This window comes from Paenibacillus mobilis, assembly GCF_058267595.1.
In genome coordinates this window covers 221301-239199 of the sequence record NZ_JBZCMS010000007.1, presented here as the reverse complement: position 1 = coordinate 239199, position 17899 = coordinate 221301, and the positions used below count along the sequence as shown (strand labels likewise).

The 17899-nt window shown below is 48.8% G+C and carries 11 protein-coding genes; all 11 read right to left on the bottom strand.

Going from position 1 to position 17899, the window contains the following annotated elements; all coding sequences use genetic code 11:
• Positions 1-82: 82 nt before the first annotated feature.
• Complete coding sequence (locus tag AC3ZPD_RS14995; protein ID WP_490985082.1) at positions 83-3412, bottom strand: Ig-like domain-containing domain; 3330 nt, start codon at positions 3410-3412, stop codon at positions 83-85.
• 510 nt (positions 3413-3922) lie between these two features.
• A complete protein-coding gene (locus AC3ZPD_RS14990; RefSeq protein WP_490985081.1) occupies positions 3923-4264 on the bottom strand; it encodes a hypothetical protein in 342 nt (113 codons plus the stop codon).
• Positions 4265-4438: 174 nt separating this feature from the next.
• A complete protein-coding gene (locus AC3ZPD_RS14985; RefSeq protein WP_490985080.1) occupies positions 4439-8641 on the bottom strand; it encodes an S-layer homology domain-containing protein in 4203 nt (1400 codons plus the stop codon).
• A gap of 239 nt (positions 8642-8880) precedes the next feature.
• Complete coding sequence (locus tag AC3ZPD_RS14980; RefSeq protein WP_490985079.1) at positions 8881-10005, bottom strand: MraY family glycosyltransferase; 1125 nt, start codon at positions 10003-10005, stop codon at positions 8881-8883.
• A gap of 122 nt (positions 10006-10127) precedes the next feature.
• Complete coding sequence (locus AC3ZPD_RS14975) at positions 10128-10877, bottom strand: WecB/TagA/CpsF family glycosyltransferase (RefSeq protein WP_490985078.1); 750 nt, start codon at positions 10875-10877, stop codon at positions 10128-10130.
• Positions 10878-10882: 5 nt separating this feature from the next.
• Entirely contained in the window at positions 10883-12034 is a 1152-nt protein-coding gene (csaB, locus tag AC3ZPD_RS14970) for a polysaccharide pyruvyl transferase CsaB (RefSeq protein ID WP_490985077.1), read from the bottom strand.
• Positions 12007-14025: a DUF5693 family protein gene (locus AC3ZPD_RS14965; protein ID WP_490985076.1), complete on the bottom strand. Its 2019-nt coding sequence runs from the start codon at positions 14023-14025 to the stop codon at positions 12007-12009. The genes csaB and AC3ZPD_RS14965 overlap by 28 nt, the downstream gene beginning before the upstream one ends.
• Positions 14026-14198: 173 nt before the next feature.
• Positions 14199-15917 (bottom strand): phospho-sugar mutase, encoded by a 1719-nt coding sequence (locus AC3ZPD_RS14960; RefSeq protein WP_490985075.1) that lies wholly within the window; start codon positions 15915-15917, stop codon positions 14199-14201.
• A gap of 44 nt (positions 15918-15961) precedes the next feature.
• Positions 15962-16384: a 3-hydroxyacyl-ACP dehydratase FabZ gene (gene fabZ / locus AC3ZPD_RS14955; RefSeq protein ID WP_490985074.1), complete on the bottom strand. Its 423-nt coding sequence runs from the start codon at positions 16382-16384 to the stop codon at positions 15962-15964.
• A 351-nt stretch (positions 16385-16735) separates the two neighbouring features.
• Positions 16736-17053 carry a DNA-directed RNA polymerase subunit beta gene (locus tag AC3ZPD_RS14950; protein WP_490985073.1) on the bottom strand — a complete coding sequence of 106 codons (318 nt, stop codon included), beginning with the start codon at positions 17051-17053 and terminating at the stop codon, positions 16736-16738.
• 12 nt (positions 17054-17065) lie between these two features.
• Positions 17066-17899 (bottom strand): flagellar hook-basal body protein, encoded by an 834-nt coding sequence (locus AC3ZPD_RS14945; protein ID WP_490985072.1) that lies wholly within the window; start codon positions 17897-17899, stop codon positions 17066-17068.

The following is a 17899-nucleotide window of genomic DNA, read 5'->3' as shown; positions in this document are numbered from 1 at the left end:
TAAGGTTATACTTTATCTTAACATCAATTTTGTGAAAATCGCCTTAAAACTAGCTGAATATTAAAGGAAGATTATCCCTAGATTACTCAGCGGCAGCAACAGTAACTGTTTGTACTGGGCTTGCATTATTAGTTGCTGTTGCAGCATAACGAACCTGGTAATCTCCAGGAGTCAAATCTTCTACAACAGTACCTGTAATTGGAGTCCATTCAGTAGCAGTGGAAAGTTTGTATTCCATCGCATTTGTCACTCCGGTAATTGTACCATCGTTTGCACCAGCTACAGTTTCATCATGAGCTACTGCAGTAGTAGGAGCATCAATATCCACTTTCACAATTCCGGAAAACCCTTCAGAATCTGGAAGTGTGTTGCCACCACCATCAGTAATATACTTCGCTTTTGTGGAGTCTACAGAAACTTTATACGTAGTTCCGTCATTTCTGTCAGCGGAATCCTTCAGTGTGATAACAACCGATTTGCCATCAGCGCCTAGAACTGCTGTGTAGTCACTAGAAGGATCAAGCTTAGTGCTGTCTGAGTCACGAACTACTGTAAAGTCGCTAGCTCCCCAAACTGCAGGTACTGTAAGAGCTTCGGAATACTGAAGTGTAATAGTAGCATTACCATCAGCATCAGTTCCTACTGTGTAAGGCTCTGAAGAAACAAGTTCAGGTGCTACAGCATCAATTACATCTGCTTTGACAATTGCTGTTTTTGCACCATCAGCAGCAACAGCATCACCAGCGGCAGTTACCAATTTTGCGTAATCAATAGTTACGTTCAAACCAGCAGCATCAGTACCAATGCTATTGTCGAAGTGAAGTGTTACATAAGCGGAACCATCGACATCAACATGGTCGCTTGGAAGCACTGTAGCACCTGCGGAGAAGGCACCGTTTTGAGACACAATTGGAGCAGAGAATCTAAGCTGAACAGTTTTATTGTCGATCAGTTTAGCTACTGCTGTAGGGTTACTAGAAGTAGTATCATACGCAACCACAGTAGTACCTTGGTTAGCCTCATCACTCAGATCAATTACGTTAGTAGGATCAGCTGGGTTGGCTGGGTCACTGTAATCCTTCAACAAGTTACCGGCTACATCTTTGAGTGCCAAAACTGTCAATTTGGATACATTAGCTACAGTAGTGCTAGTAGGATTTGTAAAGGAGACAGTTTTGCCGTTGTAAGATTCAGCAAAAGTAATCGCTACTGTTTTGCCATCTTGCAACACATCAAAGCTTGCCAACGAAGAATTCAATGGCACTGTTTTATTATCAACAATTACAAAGTAGTTAGAGTAGTTAGTCAGAGATTCAACATCCATCGCTTCGCTGAATCCAATAACTACACGATGATCCTTAACACTAACAACTCGAGAAGTAATCGTAGGAGGATTAGTATCCCCAAGTGTTACTGTACCGCTATAATCCAACATTGTATTTTGAAGTTTTGTAGCATCCTTAACATTGCGAATAGCAATTGTATTAGTGCCAGCGGAAAGATCAGAATATAAAGTAATTTGAATAGTATTGGCATCATCACTAAGCAACTTAGCACTCTTAACAGAGATGTTTTTAGCATCTTTATCAGTTACAGTGTAGTTGCTAGAAGAAGAAACGCTAGTAGGTTCCAAAGCTTTGCTAAAAGTAACATTAATTGTACGGGAATCCACAGCAACAACTTTAGTTACTTCAGGACGAGTTTGGTCAATCGTCGGAGTAACCGTTACTGTTGTTCCAGTAGCAATTGCGTTTCCAGAATAGTCTTTAACACCAGTTACATTAATGGAAACTGCACCCGTTGGCAAAGAGTTAGCGCCAGCACCAAATACAAATTTGTACTTGTCATCCGCCAATTTCACATAAGAACCAGCCACTTTTTTGGTAGTTCCAGACAACCAGTAAACATTAGAGGCAGATACTGTATCTTGATCCACTGTTTCAGAGAAAGTCAATGTTACACTTTCCAAAGTTGCAGTAGCATCAGTAATAGTTGGTGCAGTAGTATCTTCTGCTACAGTAAAGTCAAAGGATTTGCTCAAAGCTACAAAACCAGCAAAATCTTTAACCCCGTTAACAACCAAAGAATGATCTCCCACTGCAAGAGCACCACTGGAATATGGAGTCAGAATAGCAGAACGTCCATTAGCACCAACAGTTAATTTACCATAAAACGTTTTTCCATCAAGAGTAAAGTTAGATTGAGCCAACCCATTGACCGGTTCGCTAAATACTACTTTAACGGCTTTTGTCCCCAAAGATTCAACCGAATCAACAGTTGGAAGAGTGTTGTCAACTGTTGTAAATTCAACAGCAGAAGCACTTACAGTTTTGGAACCAGCTTTAATTCCGGAAACTGTTAAAGCGTCAACTTTGTTGTTGTTAAGAGCATAGTTGTCTTTCAATGTCAACGTAACAGTTTTCTCATCATCACTAAGCACAGCAGTGTTGATTTGTTTGCCAGATCTCAAAGAGTAGTTGGAAACATCTTCAGCAGTATCTTTATCAACATTACCATCGAAAGATACTGTAATTTCTTTCAAGTTACTTGCTGCTACGCTAGAAACTTTAGTAGCGTCAGTTACAACATAAGTAACTTTAGTAGCGATTGTTTGACCAGCAGCGTCTTTGAACTCAACTGGAGTTTCAACGTTAGCTTCCAAAGCTTTGTCAAGTTTCACTTTAACAACTTCACCAGTGGACAAAGTGAATTCAACATTGCTAGCGTCAACTACTTTGTAGGAAGCTACAGTAGGGATTTGGGATTGTTCCCAAACCGCATAAGCAGCTACGATCGCTTGGGAACGAGTTGCGTTTGCAGTCCAAGTAGTGTTAGCGTCCAGGTAGCCAGCGTTGATCGCAGCTTGAACTTCGCCTTGAGCCCATACAGCAGCATTGTTAGTAATGTCAGTTGTAGGAACTTCAAGTTTCAAAGCGCGAGTCAGAACGATTGCCAATTCTTGAGCCGTTACGTTGCCGTTAGGGTTGAAGAATTGTTTGCCGTTAACTGTGGAACCTTGCATGATCTTAGCACTTGTTACAGCTTCGATGAATGGAGCTGCCCAGTGGTTAGGACCATAGTTGTTGTCTTTGTAAGAATATACGCCTGTTACTTCTTTCAGCCCCAGGGATTTAGTGATGATCTTTGCAAGCTCAGCGCGAGTCAAAGTTTTTTCCAGGTGAGCCAAACCATCTGGCAAACCGTTAACGATGCCCGCTGTTTTCAGAGCGTCGAATTTTTGATCTGGAGTTGTTGCTGCGTCAGCAGCGAATGCTACAGAAGCAAACATGGAGAATGCCATTGCTGTAGACAGAGCTACGGATAAAATTTTCTTCATAACCTTTTTTTCTCCTCCTTGAATAACTTTCATGTTATAAGAGTTTTCTTTAGATGAATAGCTCGTGTTACTCATTAGCCGTGCACCCCCTTTCCCGAGTTGAGCGATTTCATATGAATGATGTCTGTGAGTTCGTCACAGAAACTTGTAAACATTTCCACAGATAGAAATAGAGTAGTTTCCTAATACTACCTATCACATTATACAATGTGCGACTTTAGCCGTAAAGCTAAATTTTCTAATAGATAGACAAGTTTCCCCATTAGGTACAGTTTTCCATGTCTAATTAGGTCGCTCTTGCGTAATGCTCTACATCTTAAACGCTGTAGTTTCGAAAAAGTTGCGGCTGTTTTTAAAAAAAATTACTTTTTTTTAACCACTGTTACCGCTCGCCTTTTCTTCAACATTTTAGCAGTTATGGCTGCTTACGGAACTCAGTATATCACCCCTTATTCTCCCAGTCATCAAGCAACATTTCCCAATACAATAACCTAATTTTATGCAGCTGAAACGAGAAAAAGACATCCTGTGTCAGGATGTCTTTAACGAACTTCAAACTGTTTCTACTATTATATAGTCGCTGAATTATCTTACCTTCATAGCCAAATTGATCAGCTGCGAACGCAGCTCCGGATTTGTACTTACATTGGAATAGAAATTATCGATGGCGTTTTTGTTATCCTTATACTCTTTCTCGTGTTTCATCGTAACGCGGGACCACTCGATCAGCTCGTTTTCCGCTTCAGTCAGGGCCACATAAGCTTCATGAAATCCTGTTTCCAGCACGAGACCTTCCATAACCTCTTCCGTAATTTCCTGCAGCTTTTGTGTTTCTTCGATTTTCTTCTCCAAAACTTTCGCTCTATCCTCAAATTTCGTCTTAGCTTTCGTATAGTTCAGCTGCGGTTTCGATAAAATCGGTTTCATATACCCCTTCACCCTTTTGCAAAAAATGTCTGTCCTTCAGTTATTGTATCCTAAATTCTATTAAATTACAAAAAGATGTAATTGGTAATTATAGCTTTCCCATGAAAAAGGCTCCCAGCCGCTTGGCCGAAAGCCCCTCCCATTTTTCAAAAACATCTTTTGCACTAGCTGATATTAACTAAAGTTCTTGGGGAACAAGCTTGTGCTCTTCTTAAGCAGCTCTACCGCGACCTTACCGGCTTCCGCCCGAGTCATGTTGCTGGTCGGGTTGAAGTTGAATGAAGGTTTCTTCGCGCCAGGCAGCGTAATTGGGCTGCCCGTCATGATTTTGGCCGCTGCAACGGCCTGAACGGCCGGCTGTGCATAGAAATTAATGTTGCCGGAGTCTACGAACGATTTGGCCAGGTTCGCTTTCAGCTTGTCGTCGTTCAGCGGAAGCTTGAGTTGGAGCGCTCTGGCAATCATAACGGCCGCATCCTGACGGGTAATCGGCATGTTCGGCGAGAAGAAGCCTTCCGACATGCCGGTGATAATCCCGGCTCTTGCTGCCGTTTCCAAATGTTCGAAGTCCCAAGTCACCGTCTTCGATCCAAAAGGAACGTCGAAGAAACTTTGATCATCTTGGTTTACGTTAATCGGCAGGTTAAGTCCTTTCACCAGCAAGGTAGCAAATTCGCCGCGTGTGGTCTGGTCATCGGCCCCAAACGCATCCGCTCTCAGATAATCCATAATGCCTTTGGCATACAAAGCATTCAAGATATTTCTGGCCCAAGGATGGTTGGTGATATCCGTAAAGCTGCGGTTCAGTTTGTAAACAGCATAGTAACCAAACTCGTCAAATGGAACAGTAGCTGTATGGGCCTTGGTATCCACCTCGGCTGGAACACGCGCCCATTTGCCGATCCCGCCGACATCGGTATATTTGAAGACCGTAATCGTTGTTCCCGCATCATCCACGACATTTGAGTCGAATCCGATGGTCAGAGTGCCCCGTTGTGAAGGAACAACCGTACGTTCAGGCTCAAACGCCGTAAAGATACCTTCTGTTGAATATGGAGGCAAACCATTTGTGGCCGGCTTGTAACCCGGCTGTCCTTTATTGCCAAGCTCCCCAACCCCGCCGCTGATCCAGTAAATATTCGAAACCCGCGTGAAGTTAAAGGTTTGGTCGGTTGCCGTAAAGTTGCTCTTATAGGAATCCAGCAAATTGTTGTTATTGTTGATCTCTGTATTCTTATCGATATAAACGCCATAATCGTTGCGGCGTTCAACTACGCCATCCTTCGGATCGGCAATCCCGAACAACAGCTTGGTATCCGGATAAAATTTAGTTACCTGGTTGCTATCCTGATTAGCAGACTCCATAATCGTTCCTTTAGGGAAGGACAATGATAACTGTTTATTGAACACTGCATATTTCGTTGCCGGTTTCTCGGCCATAAACTGCGTGTCAATGCCGACCTGGCCCGTATAATACACGTTGATCGTATCGTTGATCGTTCCGCTCACGCGAACAATTTGAATCTTGATCGCGTTTTGCTTATCCGGCTTCAAGCCGACATAGTCCAAGGTAAAGCGATCCTGCTTGTCGGGATCGGTACTACGTACAGCTTCATCTTTGCCAATGACAACGCTAGTCGCGCCTTCCGCTTCAACATCAAAACGGACAAAGTTTTTGTTCACTACATACTGGTCGCCCACAGTAGGTACTGGGGACAACAAACGGTATGGCGGCAATTCGCGGTCAATTTCAAGACGTTGGGTGGTACGTGCACCAGTCGGGTTAATCAGCTCCAAATTGTAAACATGAGAACCTGTACTGTCACCGGCAAAGCTAAGATCACCCGCTACTTGTACGCTGTTATCCGTTGGATCAACCGTTTCGAAATTGCTTAGCCGGATCATGAAATCCTTGCTATTGCCTACTATTTCATAATTGTATTTTGGAGCGCTCGTTTTAGGATACGTGCCAACTGAACCCAGGTCAGGCAACATGTTTCCATTAGTATCAGGAACATTGAAATTTACCGAAAAGATCGTTTCCGTTCCGGACATTAAATTGACTTTCGTCGCCCCGCTTCCGCGAAGAATCAGATCATAGTTTTGTTCACTGGTCGTGTATTTATCGTCCTTGAAAGTGAACTCCGTCGGCATCTGCAGGATCTGTCCAATTTGTTGATCCACAGCTGCTGAACGAGGAGTAGCCGTAAAGTCATCATACGAAGGGAACAGAATCCGATCGGATCCCACCGCCGGAACTTTACCCGGGTGGAACTGCGTGACGCTGGCTACATTTTCATCAATGATATAAATGCGCAGCTTTTTAGATACAGGGACAAGATTGCCGGCCGCATCCCGGTATTGTCCTCTGAACTCAATCGTATTCTCTCCGGCAACAAAAGGACCTTCCGGAGAAATATTAAGGGACAATTTAAATCTTGGGAATACCGTACCGGTATCTGAATCGGGACCGTTCAGTTCGATGTCTGAACCATACCCTCCCGTCGGCGGTTTAGTATCCTTCTCGATGTTTATTCCGTTGACAAAGTATTCCGCATTGATGTCCTGAATCGCTTCAGGCGTACTGGTATCAAAGCCATAATATTCGCCGGTAATCAAAATTTGGGTAGGCGTAGTAGACGTAGACTCGCTCGAATTATAAGTGTAGCTTTGTCCATCCGTCAGATTATCGACCAGAATCCCGCTAATAGACGAATAAGAGATCGTCACATCGAACGGCAAGGAATCCGTATAGGCAAATTCAACCTTTTGCTCTCCTACGGCAAAATTAGTTACTTGATAAATATAAGTATTAGGAATCAGGTCACCCGTCGTGCCTGTCTTGGCTTGCACCGGAGGCAGAGGATTACCCGCAGCGTCTTTCGCGAATTCCACACCCTTTGTGCCTAAAGGCAGATATTTACCCGCCAACGTGTTGACAGCAACAGCACCGTCCGTCGCAACCATGATGTAAAACGTACTCTTTCCTACAGTTGCGCCATTCAGTGGAAGCTGATTGATATTGTCAACATTCCCCGCATCCGCCGGGACGTAATCCGGTAGATACTTTATACTCTTGATCGTCGTCTTATTTGACAGTTTATATGACGGCGTTTTGGTAGCCGTGTAGTTCCACGTTTTCAAACCTGTAGTTGCATCTACGCTCTTAGTACCATAATTAACTACAATCTTCGGGCTTTGTAGAGGTTTATTAGCTGGTGGCGTTGTTGTTGAAGCAGGATCTGGCTGGAAAGCCGCACCGGCTATTTTGAAAGTCACCAAACGGTACGCAGGCCCGGTAGCATCCTCAATAATCACCTCTTCAGCTCCTGCTGTGGAAGGAGGAGTCACGAAGTCCTGAGCAGCATTGTAAAGATTTGGAGACAATAACGTAATGGGCATTTCAGTACCATCGACCGTTACGGAATGGTCCGCCATAAAGCTTTGTGTACTTGCCGAATAAGGAAGCAACATTTGGACAACCAGGTCATTGACCACTGTGCCCTCTTTCAAATTAGGGCTGCTGTTAAGCGCATCATAGGCCTTCCCGTTATTATTATTATCCAAAATGTGAAGGTCCACAAACGGATCCTTATCTGTAAAATAATAAACGTCCCGGGTGATCTGAATTGAATCGGAACCGTTGGTGAAGGTAATGCTCAGTTTATTTAATCCTGCCGTAAGTCTGAGCGGTGGCGTCGTCAGCTGATTACTAAAAATGTCCGTCGAGAGAGGCGATCCGCCGTTCACGGAAACGGTAGCTTTGGTTGTGTTATAGACTTCCCCCGTTAAATAAATCTGCGGATTCTTAACCACAGCGCGAGTGCCCTCATTAAGACTAATATCGTTAAGAAAACCGCTGCCGGCTATAGAAAGCTTGGCGAAATAAGGGATTTTATCATAAAGCACGTAAAAAGTTTCCGCAGCCTGCACACTTCCGAATGTGCCTTTGAAGGTGATACGGTTCAGACCGGGGAATAACGTCAGATTAGAGGCATTAAACCGGTTGGCATTGTTACTGTCTGCCAGCACGGTTCCCGGTACTGAGCTTACTCCATCAGCAACCCAGGTATTGTTTGCAGCATCCCAGGAAAGCAAATCAATTTGAGCGCTGAGGCTACTTCCGGATACCTTGGAGTAAGTTCCACTTATAGAAATGGTTGGATTATTCGTCACTTTGACTTTGTTTCTAAGCGAGGCATCGTTTCCGATTTCCCCAAGCTCAAAGTTTGCTGTCTTCAAAATGTCCCGGTCCTCGGGAGTAAAGTAAGTAGTCGTTCCTGCCGCATGGGCCGCCGGAGTTGCACCAACTGGGATCAAACCGACGATCAGTGCCAACAGGCTCAGCCAGACCAACGGTTTCTTAAAGCGCTGCATGCCTTCATCTCTCCTTGTCCAAATGATATTTGTCCTTGTCACACAGTTTGTTTAGGAAGCCCGTCCAATAAGCAATAAGGACTCTTATCTTTTATCGGAGGCAAAGTCCCATTTTTTTAGCAAAAATATGAAATTGAATGATTGGAAATTATCCGGACAACAAAAAAAGACCGCTCGCCGATTAAGGCGACCGGTCCGGTCACAAGCCTGCCTTAGCGGCAGGCTCGTCCATTTTCAACTCATTTCGAGCCGCGTTCTGCTGTAGCTTTGACGCGCAGGCGCATCAGGAAGTTGAGCAGCGGGCGTTTGGTTTTGCCGATCAGGCCGATGACTTCCGCACCGATTTGCAGGAAGAAGGCCATGATGCAGATCACCACAAACGTTACCCAGTTAGCCGAATAAAGCGCAGCCGAAGACTGGATGACCGCCAAAACCCCAAAGAAAGCGGCGATGCCGTAAATGATCAGCACCGTTTGACGGTGGCTGAAGCCGAGCTCGCGCAGGCAATGATGCAGATGGCCTTTGTCCGGCGAGAAAATCGGTTTCTTCTGCATCCAGCGGCGTACGATCGCAAACATCGTGTCGGACAGAGGCACGCCGATCAAAATCAGCGGCGTCAGGAACGATACGATTGCCACTTGTTTAAATCCGAGCAGGGACAGGAGCGCCAGGCTGAAGCCCAGGAACAGCGCGCCGGAGTCGCCCATGAAGATTTTTGCAGGATGGAAGTTGTAATAAAGGAAACCGATAATGCTGCCCAGCAGCAGCAAGCAGATAACCGCTATAATTTCATTCCCGATAATAAAGGACATAACAGCAATAGTTCCGATGGCAATGGCGGAAACGCCCGCAGCAAGGCCGTCGAGGCCGTCGATCAGGTTAATCGCATTCGTTACTCCTACAATCCAAAGGATCGTAAACGGAATGGCAATCCAGCTTTCAACGGAAGAATAAGAATGAAATGGAATATTTGCAAATTCAAGTCGAATATCAAATCCAAAAACAACCACGCAAGCTGTCGCGATCTGCACCAAAAATTTAAGTTTCGCATTTAATTGAAACCGGTCGTCAAGCGCTCCAAGAAGCATAGTCATCGTACCGCCAACCATAAAGGCTTTAACAAAGTTTTCGTCCCGCGCGGACAAGATATTATCCGGAATAAAAGGCAGGATCACAAACAATGCAGCCATGACGGAGATGAAAATGCCCAGTCCGCCAAGTCGAGGCATAACGGTGGTGTGCACCTTCCGAGCATTTGGCTTATCAACTGCCCCAATAAAGAAAGCAAACTTCTTAACGAGCGGAGTCAGGACAAGTGCCAAAGCAAGCGTCAGCACAAACCCGATGATATAAATCATCAACATGTTAATTTCAACCCCCATTTGTTCTACCGGAATGAATTATACTCCGAAAGCAACTAAAGACCAACCTCTCCAAACAGCTATTGTAGGCCGATATTCTAGCGAATTAGCCCATTTTCACGAATTTAACCGAGGTTTTCTTTCTCCTTCAGCACTTTTACGGCGAATTTCGGCAGCGCAAGCATTCTGCGATAGCGGGTAGGCTCCTTAATCAGCCTGTACAGCCATTCGGCACGCAGCTTCTGCATCCATTTCGGCGCTCTTTTCGAGCGTCCGGAGATGACGTCAAAGCTTCCCCCGACACCCATCATAACCGGAACAGCCAGCTGCTGCTTGTACTTGGCGATCCAAGGCTCCTGCGTATCCGCCCCGCGGGCCACGAACAAAACGTCAGGCTCAGCCGCTTTAATCGCGTCCACGATCTCCTGATCCTGTTCGGCTTTGAAATAGCCGTCGCGCGAGCCGACAATGTTCACTCCCGGATAAAGCATTTGTAACCTTTCCGTTGCTGCCTGAATCACTTCGGGCGAAGAACCGAGCAGGTAAAATTTCCAAGCCCGCTGCTCGCCCAGCTTCATCAGCTCATGCAGGAGATCAAAGCCGGCCACGCGCTCCTGAACCGGATTGCCGGCTTTGCCGGCCGCCCATACGACGCCGGTGCCGTCGGGTACGATCAGCTCCGCCTTTTTCATGATATCCATATAAGAAGGGTCTTCCAGGGCCGCCATGACCATAATCGGATTTGCCGTAACGACTTGATGCGGCCGGCGCGATTCGATCGCGTGTTCCAAGTAACGGACCGTATCCTTCATTCCCCACTTGCTGACCCGGATGCCGAATAAATTCACCGTAGGAATCGAGTTGTTCTGATTCACCTTTGTCACCCTTTATCTTTCAAAAAATAATCCGCGATCCGCTGCGCCGGAAGCATCGCTTCCCGCTTCAGCTGCTCGATCTGGCCGCTGTGCTGTTTCTGCCATTCCTCGCGGTTTCCGAGAAAATGCAGCGCTTTGGCGGTGAGCTTCTCTGCGGAGAGCTGATCGCTTGTCCCGACCGGGACGCTGCCGAGCCGGGCCAGAAAATGATCGATCTTCGGATCATAGGAAATGCCCAGCAGCGGCACGCGGCGGGAAGCGGCGTAAATGAGGCTGTGCAGCCTCATGCCGATCAGCAGCGAGCAGCCGTCCACCTCCCGCAGCATATCCTGCGGGTTATCGGTTGCAGGCGCGATGCTGACGACGCTGCCCGTGCCGTCCAGTTCGCCGATCCGTCCCATGCAGAAGCGGGAGGCCTCTTCGTCGGACGGCAGATGGAACGGCAGGAACCGCAGATGCACGCGGCGCTGGCGGGCCAGATCGGCCAGCCCTGCAGCCAGGGCGGAAAGCTCCGCCCGTTCCTTGTTCCAGAAGCGGACGGAGATGCCGACCACCGGCACTTCTTCTTCAGACGCCGGTTCTGATCCCGGGCCGAAAGCCGAAGCCGCTCCGGCTTCCGGCAGCTTCATACCCATTACCGGATCCGGCACAACCTCGATCCGCTCCGTTTTTAAGCCCATCGTGCGGAGGAGCTCCGCGGATTCCATATCCCGGACGGAGATGTAACGGCACTTTTTGAAGACCGAAGCGATCAGCCGATGAAAGAGCCTGCGATAGACCGGCCCGATGCCCTGCGCGTAAACAAAGGTAGGTTTTCCGAGCCACTGCGCCAGCTTGATGATCCCCAAATAATAGGGGACGGAAGCAGGTCCTGTTGCATCCTGCAGCAGGCTGCCGCCTCCGCTGATCAATCCGTCACTTTCTTGTATAGCTTTCCTGACTTCGGATAATTTCATCCGAGGAACGGCACGAACGTTATACATTTTAGTTGTCCATTCCGGATCGGCTGATAACACGATGGGCTCAAACGTTATCCCGCTTTGGGTTCCTTCTTCCTCCAGCGCGGACAAAATCGAGCGCAGCACCGCTTCGTCACCGCTGTTGCGGAAGCCGTAGTAGCCGGACAGGACTATTTTTCGAGCAGCAGTGGCGACCATTTCTTCCAGCACCTTTCAAGGATTTGCCAAATGAGTACGAAAATCAAACCGAAGATCAAGCCGAAGCCCAGGCCCAGAACGCCGCGGATCAAGGAGATGAAGAACGGCGAGTGAATATGCGCGAACGTATCCACCATGGAAAGCTGGCCGATAGCGGCGATGATCATGATGTACAAAATTTTCGGATAACGCAGGGACGCAAACACGCCGACGATAAACAGCGGGTGAGCGAACAAAAATTCCTTGTTCCGAGGGCGGACGCCGATCGTGTCTTCCAGAAAAGCCCGGAAGGCAGCTTCACCCGGCAGCAAGCTGCCCGAGTTGCCTGTCCGGGACAGGTAATACAGCCCGGCAATGCCGACAATCCCGGCGATGACCACCCACAGCAGCGTAATCGGCATGCGGAGCCATTTGCGAAGCTCGGCCAAAACGGAGTTCCCTTGATAGAGGAACACATAAATGGCCACCAGCAGCATCGGTACCGCATGCAGCAGGCTTACGCCGCGGAACTGGTTCAGAACCAGCGCATAAGTGATGCTGTTCAGCAGCCCGACCACAAACGGTACGGCGCTTAAGCTGATCAGCGCGGATTTGATGAACAGCACGATGCTGTGCGAAAGCCGGCGGGATACGCTCATGTCCGAATGAGCAGAACCCAGCTCTTTTACCTTGCGGATCGCCAAGATGGTAGCCACCGTTGGCGCGCTGATCGCGGCAGCGAGCGCCAGCATCTGCTCCAGCAGGGTCGGCTTCAGAACGTACAAGCCTGCGCTTCCGATCAGTCCCAGGATCAGCATGGCCAAAGTCCAGGAAGGCAGGAACAAGGAAATCATCATGGCCGTAAAAGCGACGGCTCCCAGCACGACAAACAGCTTGGCCGCTTTCTCCCAGGAATGATCGACAACGTTAAACGCCTGGGCCGTACCGATCTGATAACCGTCTTTCTCCACGCGGCTGATTGCCTTTCCCGGTTCCTGCAGCGTATGGATCAGGTTGTCGATCGGGTCGGTAATCGTAGCTTTGGCCGGATTGCGGGAAGGGGAGGCGTTCAAATAAACCATCCGGATCTTCCGGTCCTTCACAGCCAGCGCAATCCGGTCGGACAACGTCGAAGTGGACTGGGTCGCGTCCGCGTCACTGATCGAATGCAGTCTCACCACATTGTAATCAAGCAGGTAAGCGAGTTTCGCAAAACCGTCCTGCTGCTGTTTTAGTCCTTCGATGACCGTAATGCCCATATTTCTTTGTTTCAGAGCATCGGCAAAAGCCTGCAGCGTGTTTTTATCCGCATTGTCTCCAAAACCTTTGACGGCACTGCCGTCGAACAAAATCCGGTTGACGCCGTAGCTTGCGAACAAATCCAGCTCCTTATTCACCGTTTCCTGGTTGTAAGGACCGTTGTCGTTCATGCGCGGCAGAATCATAAATCCTTTACCGTGAATCAGCTCAAGCGCTTGCGGATCCGGCTGGAGCGTTTTTAACCCGGCATCCTCCGGAGAAGTATTAAGCCGAAGCCCTTGCAGATTATTTACGCTCCATGGCGTTACCTCAATATTAAAAGGTTTAAATGCATCTTCAATGATCGGAGCATAAATGGCCGCATTTTCAGCAGACGTAAAAGCAATATAAGTAGCATTGTCTTGCGACGTAACCGCCGTTTTGTTCATTTCCGCAACATCCTGGGCAGTATACACCATGATGCGGCGGGACTTCTTGAGCTCGTCCAGGTTGCTCTCAAACACGGCGATCGTGTTCACTCCGGCATCCTTCAGCCTGTCCAGCTCATCCGAGAGAGCCGTTTCCTGATTGGCCTGGTAGGACGAAATATCAAGCAAACTGCGGTAATTAAAAACGAACTGCACCTGCTTTGCGGAATTTTCCGTCTCTACACGTTCGTAAATGAGCGGCAGAGAGGCCACCAATCCCACAACAACCAAAATCCACAGCCATTTGCGGGTGGTGTTGTTCCACTTTTTCCATGTTGAATGCACGAATGAACCTCCTCATTATAGTAGGAACGAGAATCGGCCCTCGAACTGCCTGTTTCGGACTTCCTCATCCTTCCCGCTAAAAATCCAAAAATGGAAAGGCCAAAGGCCTGTCCATTCCATGGATTCATATAAAGGGCGGGGCCGTCCCCGCCCGGACCGCTTGCAAGGCTTACTTACGCCTCAACGCGGGATAAAACCTCTTCCTGCAGCGAGGCCAGTCTGGCTTTCGCGTCTTCGTCGGACGAACCTTTTACAGCAAAATAGAATTTGATCTTAGGTTCGGTACCGGAAGGACGCAGGCAGAACCAGGAGCCGTCTTCCAGCAGGAATTTCAGTACGTTTTCTTTCGGCAGGCCGTCCAGGCCCTTCGAATAGTCAAGCACCTCGGTGACTTTGGCGCCGTTAACCGAAGCGGGCGGGCTTACGCGCCAAGTCGTCATCAGATCATTGATTTTCGCTACGCCGTCTTTGCCTTTCATCGTCAGCGAAGACAACGCCTCCCGGTAATAACCGAATTCGCGGTAAATGTCCTCAAGCGCATCCATCAGCGTTTTGCCCTGCTGCTTGTAGTATGCCGCCGCTTCGGAAATTAATGACGCCGCTACCACCGCATCCTTGTCCCGGGCGTAGTTGCCGGCCAGATAGCCGTAGCTTTCTTCATAACCAAAAACAAAAGTATGATCGCCGGATTGCTCAAACTCGTTCATTTTCTCGCCGATATATTTGAAGCCGGTGAGCGTGTTAAACACGGTCAAACCATAGTGGCGGGCAATAACCGCGCCGAGCTCGCTGGTTACGATCGTCTTCACGACGGCTCCGTTTGCCGGAAGGTTGCCCTGCTCCTTCAATTGGCTCAACAAATAATTAACGAGCAAAGCCCCCGATTGGTTACCGGTTAAAATTTCATATTTTCCTTCAGCCGTCCGGACAACTGCGCCCATCCGGTCCGCATCCGGGTCCGTGCCGATCAGAATATCGGCATTTACCTTGCTGCCGAGCTCAATCGCCATCGTAAAGGCTTCGCGCTCTTCCGGGTTCGGCGACTTAACGGTGGAAAATTCCGCGTCCGGCTGTTCCTGTTCCGGCACGATGTGGACCTGCGAAAAGCCCAGCTTGTCCAAAACGCGGCGGACGGGTTTATTGCCGGTCCCGTGAAGCGGCGTATAAACCACTACAACGTCCTTGCCCGCACCGCCTTGGAGCAGCTCACGGTTTACGCTGACCGAAGCAACCGTATCTGCAAAAGCCTCGTCTTCCCCTTCATCCAGCCAGACAAGCAGCCCTTTGGCTTCCGCTTCTTCGCGGGTCAATCTTTTGACTTCGGCAAAAGAGGCTACCTCGCGGATCCGGGCGATCACCTGTTCAGCCTCATGCGGAACAAGCTGGCCCCCTGTTTGATTGTAAACCTTATAGCCGTTATACTCCGGCGGATTATGGCTCGCTGTGATCACGATCCCTCCGTCGGCGTTCAAACGGCGTACTTCAAAAGATAATTGCGGAGTAGGACGGAGCGAACGGAACAGCTTGGCCGTAATCCTGTTGCCCGCGAGCACCAGTGCGGCTTCCAAAGCAAATTCTGGAGAGAAGTGGCGCGAGTCATGGGCGATCACCACGGAAGGAGCCGTATTCCCATGTTCCCGGGCATTTGCCAGCAGGTAGGCCGCAAAACCTTGCGTAGCCCGTCCGACCGTATAACGGTTCATCCGGTTGCTGCCTGCGCCGATTACGCCGCGCAGCCCTCCTGTGCCGAATTCCAGGTCCTTGTAAAAACGGTCCTCAAGTTCGGATACATGGCCTTCAAGCGAACGAAGCTCCTCTTTGGTCGTTTCGTCGATATGGACATCCTCAAGCCAGCTTTGTACTTTGTCCTGCACGGTCAATTGGTCGCTCATCACAATTCCTCCTATTGGTAAGGTTTATTTATGTCTCTCTACATTTAAGACAAAGCAAACATAATTTCGCCTTCGGCTACTACCTTATCTTCCACCTTCGCTACCGCTTTCCCTTTGCCGATGGAGCCCTTAACGCGGATGATCTCCACCTCCAGCCGAAGCGTGTCGCCAGGCACGACTTGTCCGCGGAAACGGAAGCCGTCCAGACCGGCAAGAAAGCCGATTTTCCCTTTATTATCTTCGAGCGTCAGAATAGCGGTTGCTCCCACCTGAGCCAAAGCTTCCGTAATCAAAACGCCTGGCATCACCGGGTAGTCCGGAAAATGGCCTACAAAAAAAGGTTCATTAATCGTTACGTTTTTGATGCCTACAGCCCGCTTGCCCGGCTCCATCTCCAGAATCCGGTCGACCAGAAGAAACGGAGGGCGGTGCGGAATAATTTGTTGAATTTCACGTACATCCATCATGGTTGGTTGTTACCCCTTTCAATTTAAGGGCCCCGCATAAAACCAAAATAAAGGGCCATACTTTAATTATCCTTCGTCCCTGCAGAAGCGAAGGTTAAGATAAGGGGCTTATCCTGAATTCGGCCGCATGCCGGATAAAGGATACAGCCCTTTTGATTTACCCAACCTTGCCTGCTGTATAACAATCCCCCACCATTATACATTTTCCGCCATGAAAAAGGAAACCACCTTCGTCTACTCCGCCCCCGCCTTTAGAGGGATGTTTTTTCCATAAAATAACCTCTGGCCCCGCCTGATCCGGCAGTTCCAGAGGTTGCTGCAAAACGTTTATCTTATGAAGGCAAACCGTATTTACGGAGCAAAAACCAGGTCATAAACATGACGCCAGGTGCTCCAATCCTGCAATTCGCTCCAGGGCTGCTTACCGAAGAATACATACCCTACCACCACGCCGCCGAAACCGGCCGCGGCCAGAAAAATAAGGATCACCAGCGTCCAAACCAGTCTCCAAACCCAGCGGCGTTTCCGCCGTTCCTTCTTTGGAGCCTCCTGTTCAAGCCCAGCAGCCTCGGCCTGGCGTTGTTCTTGTTCCCCGTTTCTTTCCTGTACCCGCGAGCGTCTCGGTCCGTCTATCCGTTCCTGCTGCTCCGGTCCGGTGTATTCGTTCATTTCAGCACCACCTTATCCACGCAAGTGATTCGCCATGTTCATCATGTCTTCGCTCGATGTCAAAGCGCGTGCCGAAAGCTGATAAGCGCGCTGCACCCGCATCATATCCGTCATTTCTTTGGACAAATCCACATTGGACTGCTCCAAAGCCCCTTGGCGCACGGAAACCGAATTCAAACGGGGATCGTCCACTGCCATAGTGTCGAGAGAAGACAACACGTCCGTTTGAACCGCTCCGTTGGCCAAGCCGTACAAATTATCGTTCAGCTCTACAAGTCCCTCAGGCCGGTTAACGTAATCCAGCTGGAGTTTGCCGTAAAGGAAGCTGCCGGTGGAATCGGTGATCGTCAAAGTGCCGTCGGTGCCCACTTGCAATTTGGCATTCACCGGCACCGTAACCGGCTGCCCGGTTGTATCCAGCACATTATACCCTTGACTAGTCACCAGCGCAGCCTGTTCAGGATCCGTTGGATCCGGATGAAGCTGGAAATCGCCCGTGCGCGTCCAGGCGACGCCATCCGGCGTCTGTACCTGGAACAAAGCGTTGCCGTTAATCGCCAGATCCGTAGGCAAATCGGTATCTTTAATCGAGCCCTGCGTAAAATCCAGGCTGAGGCCGGACATTTTAATTCCGTAACCGACATTGTATCCCGGCGGCGTGCTGCGTCCGGCAAGCTTGGTCATGCCTTCCTTCTGCTGCTGCACGCTGGTCAAGGTATCTTCGAAAGAAGCGTCTTTGCTTTTATATCCGTTCGTATTCAGGTTGGAAACATTATCGGCAAGCAGATCCAGCCGCTGCTGCAGGCTGTTTAAGGCCACCATGGAGCTGATCATCGAGTTATTCAT

Coding starts and splice junctions, on each gene's coding strand:
- AC3ZPD_RS14995 (WP_490985082.1), bottom strand. CDS start 3,412: ATGAGTAACACGAGCTATTCATCTAAAGAAAACTCTTATAACATGAAA.
- AC3ZPD_RS14990 (WP_490985081.1), bottom strand. CDS start 4,264: ATGAAACCGATTTTATCGAAACCGCAGCTGAACTATACGAAAGCTAAG.
- AC3ZPD_RS14985 (WP_490985080.1), bottom strand. CDS start 8,641: ATGCAGCGCTTTAAGAAACCGTTGGTCTGGCTGAGCCTGTTGGCACTG.
- AC3ZPD_RS14980 (WP_490985079.1), bottom strand. CDS start 10,005: ATGTTGATGATTTATATCATCGGGTTTGTGCTGACGCTTGCTTTGGCA.
- csaB (WP_490985077.1), bottom strand. CDS start 12,034: ATGGTCGCCACTGCTGCTCGAAAAATAGTCCTGTCCGGCTACTACGGC.
- AC3ZPD_RS14960 (WP_490985075.1), bottom strand. CDS start 15,917: ATGAGCGACCAATTGACCGTGCAGGACAAAGTACAAAGCTGGCTTGAG.
- fabZ (WP_490985074.1), bottom strand. CDS start 16,384: ATGATGGATGTACGTGAAATTCAACAAATTATTCCGCACCGCCCTCCG.
- AC3ZPD_RS14950 (WP_490985073.1), bottom strand. CDS start 17,053: ATGAACGAATACACCGGACCGGAGCAGCAGGAACGGATAGACGGACCG.
- AC3ZPD_RS14945 (WP_490985072.1), bottom strand. CDS start 17,899: ATGAATAACTCGATGATCAGCTCCATGGTGGCCTTAAACAGCCTGCAG.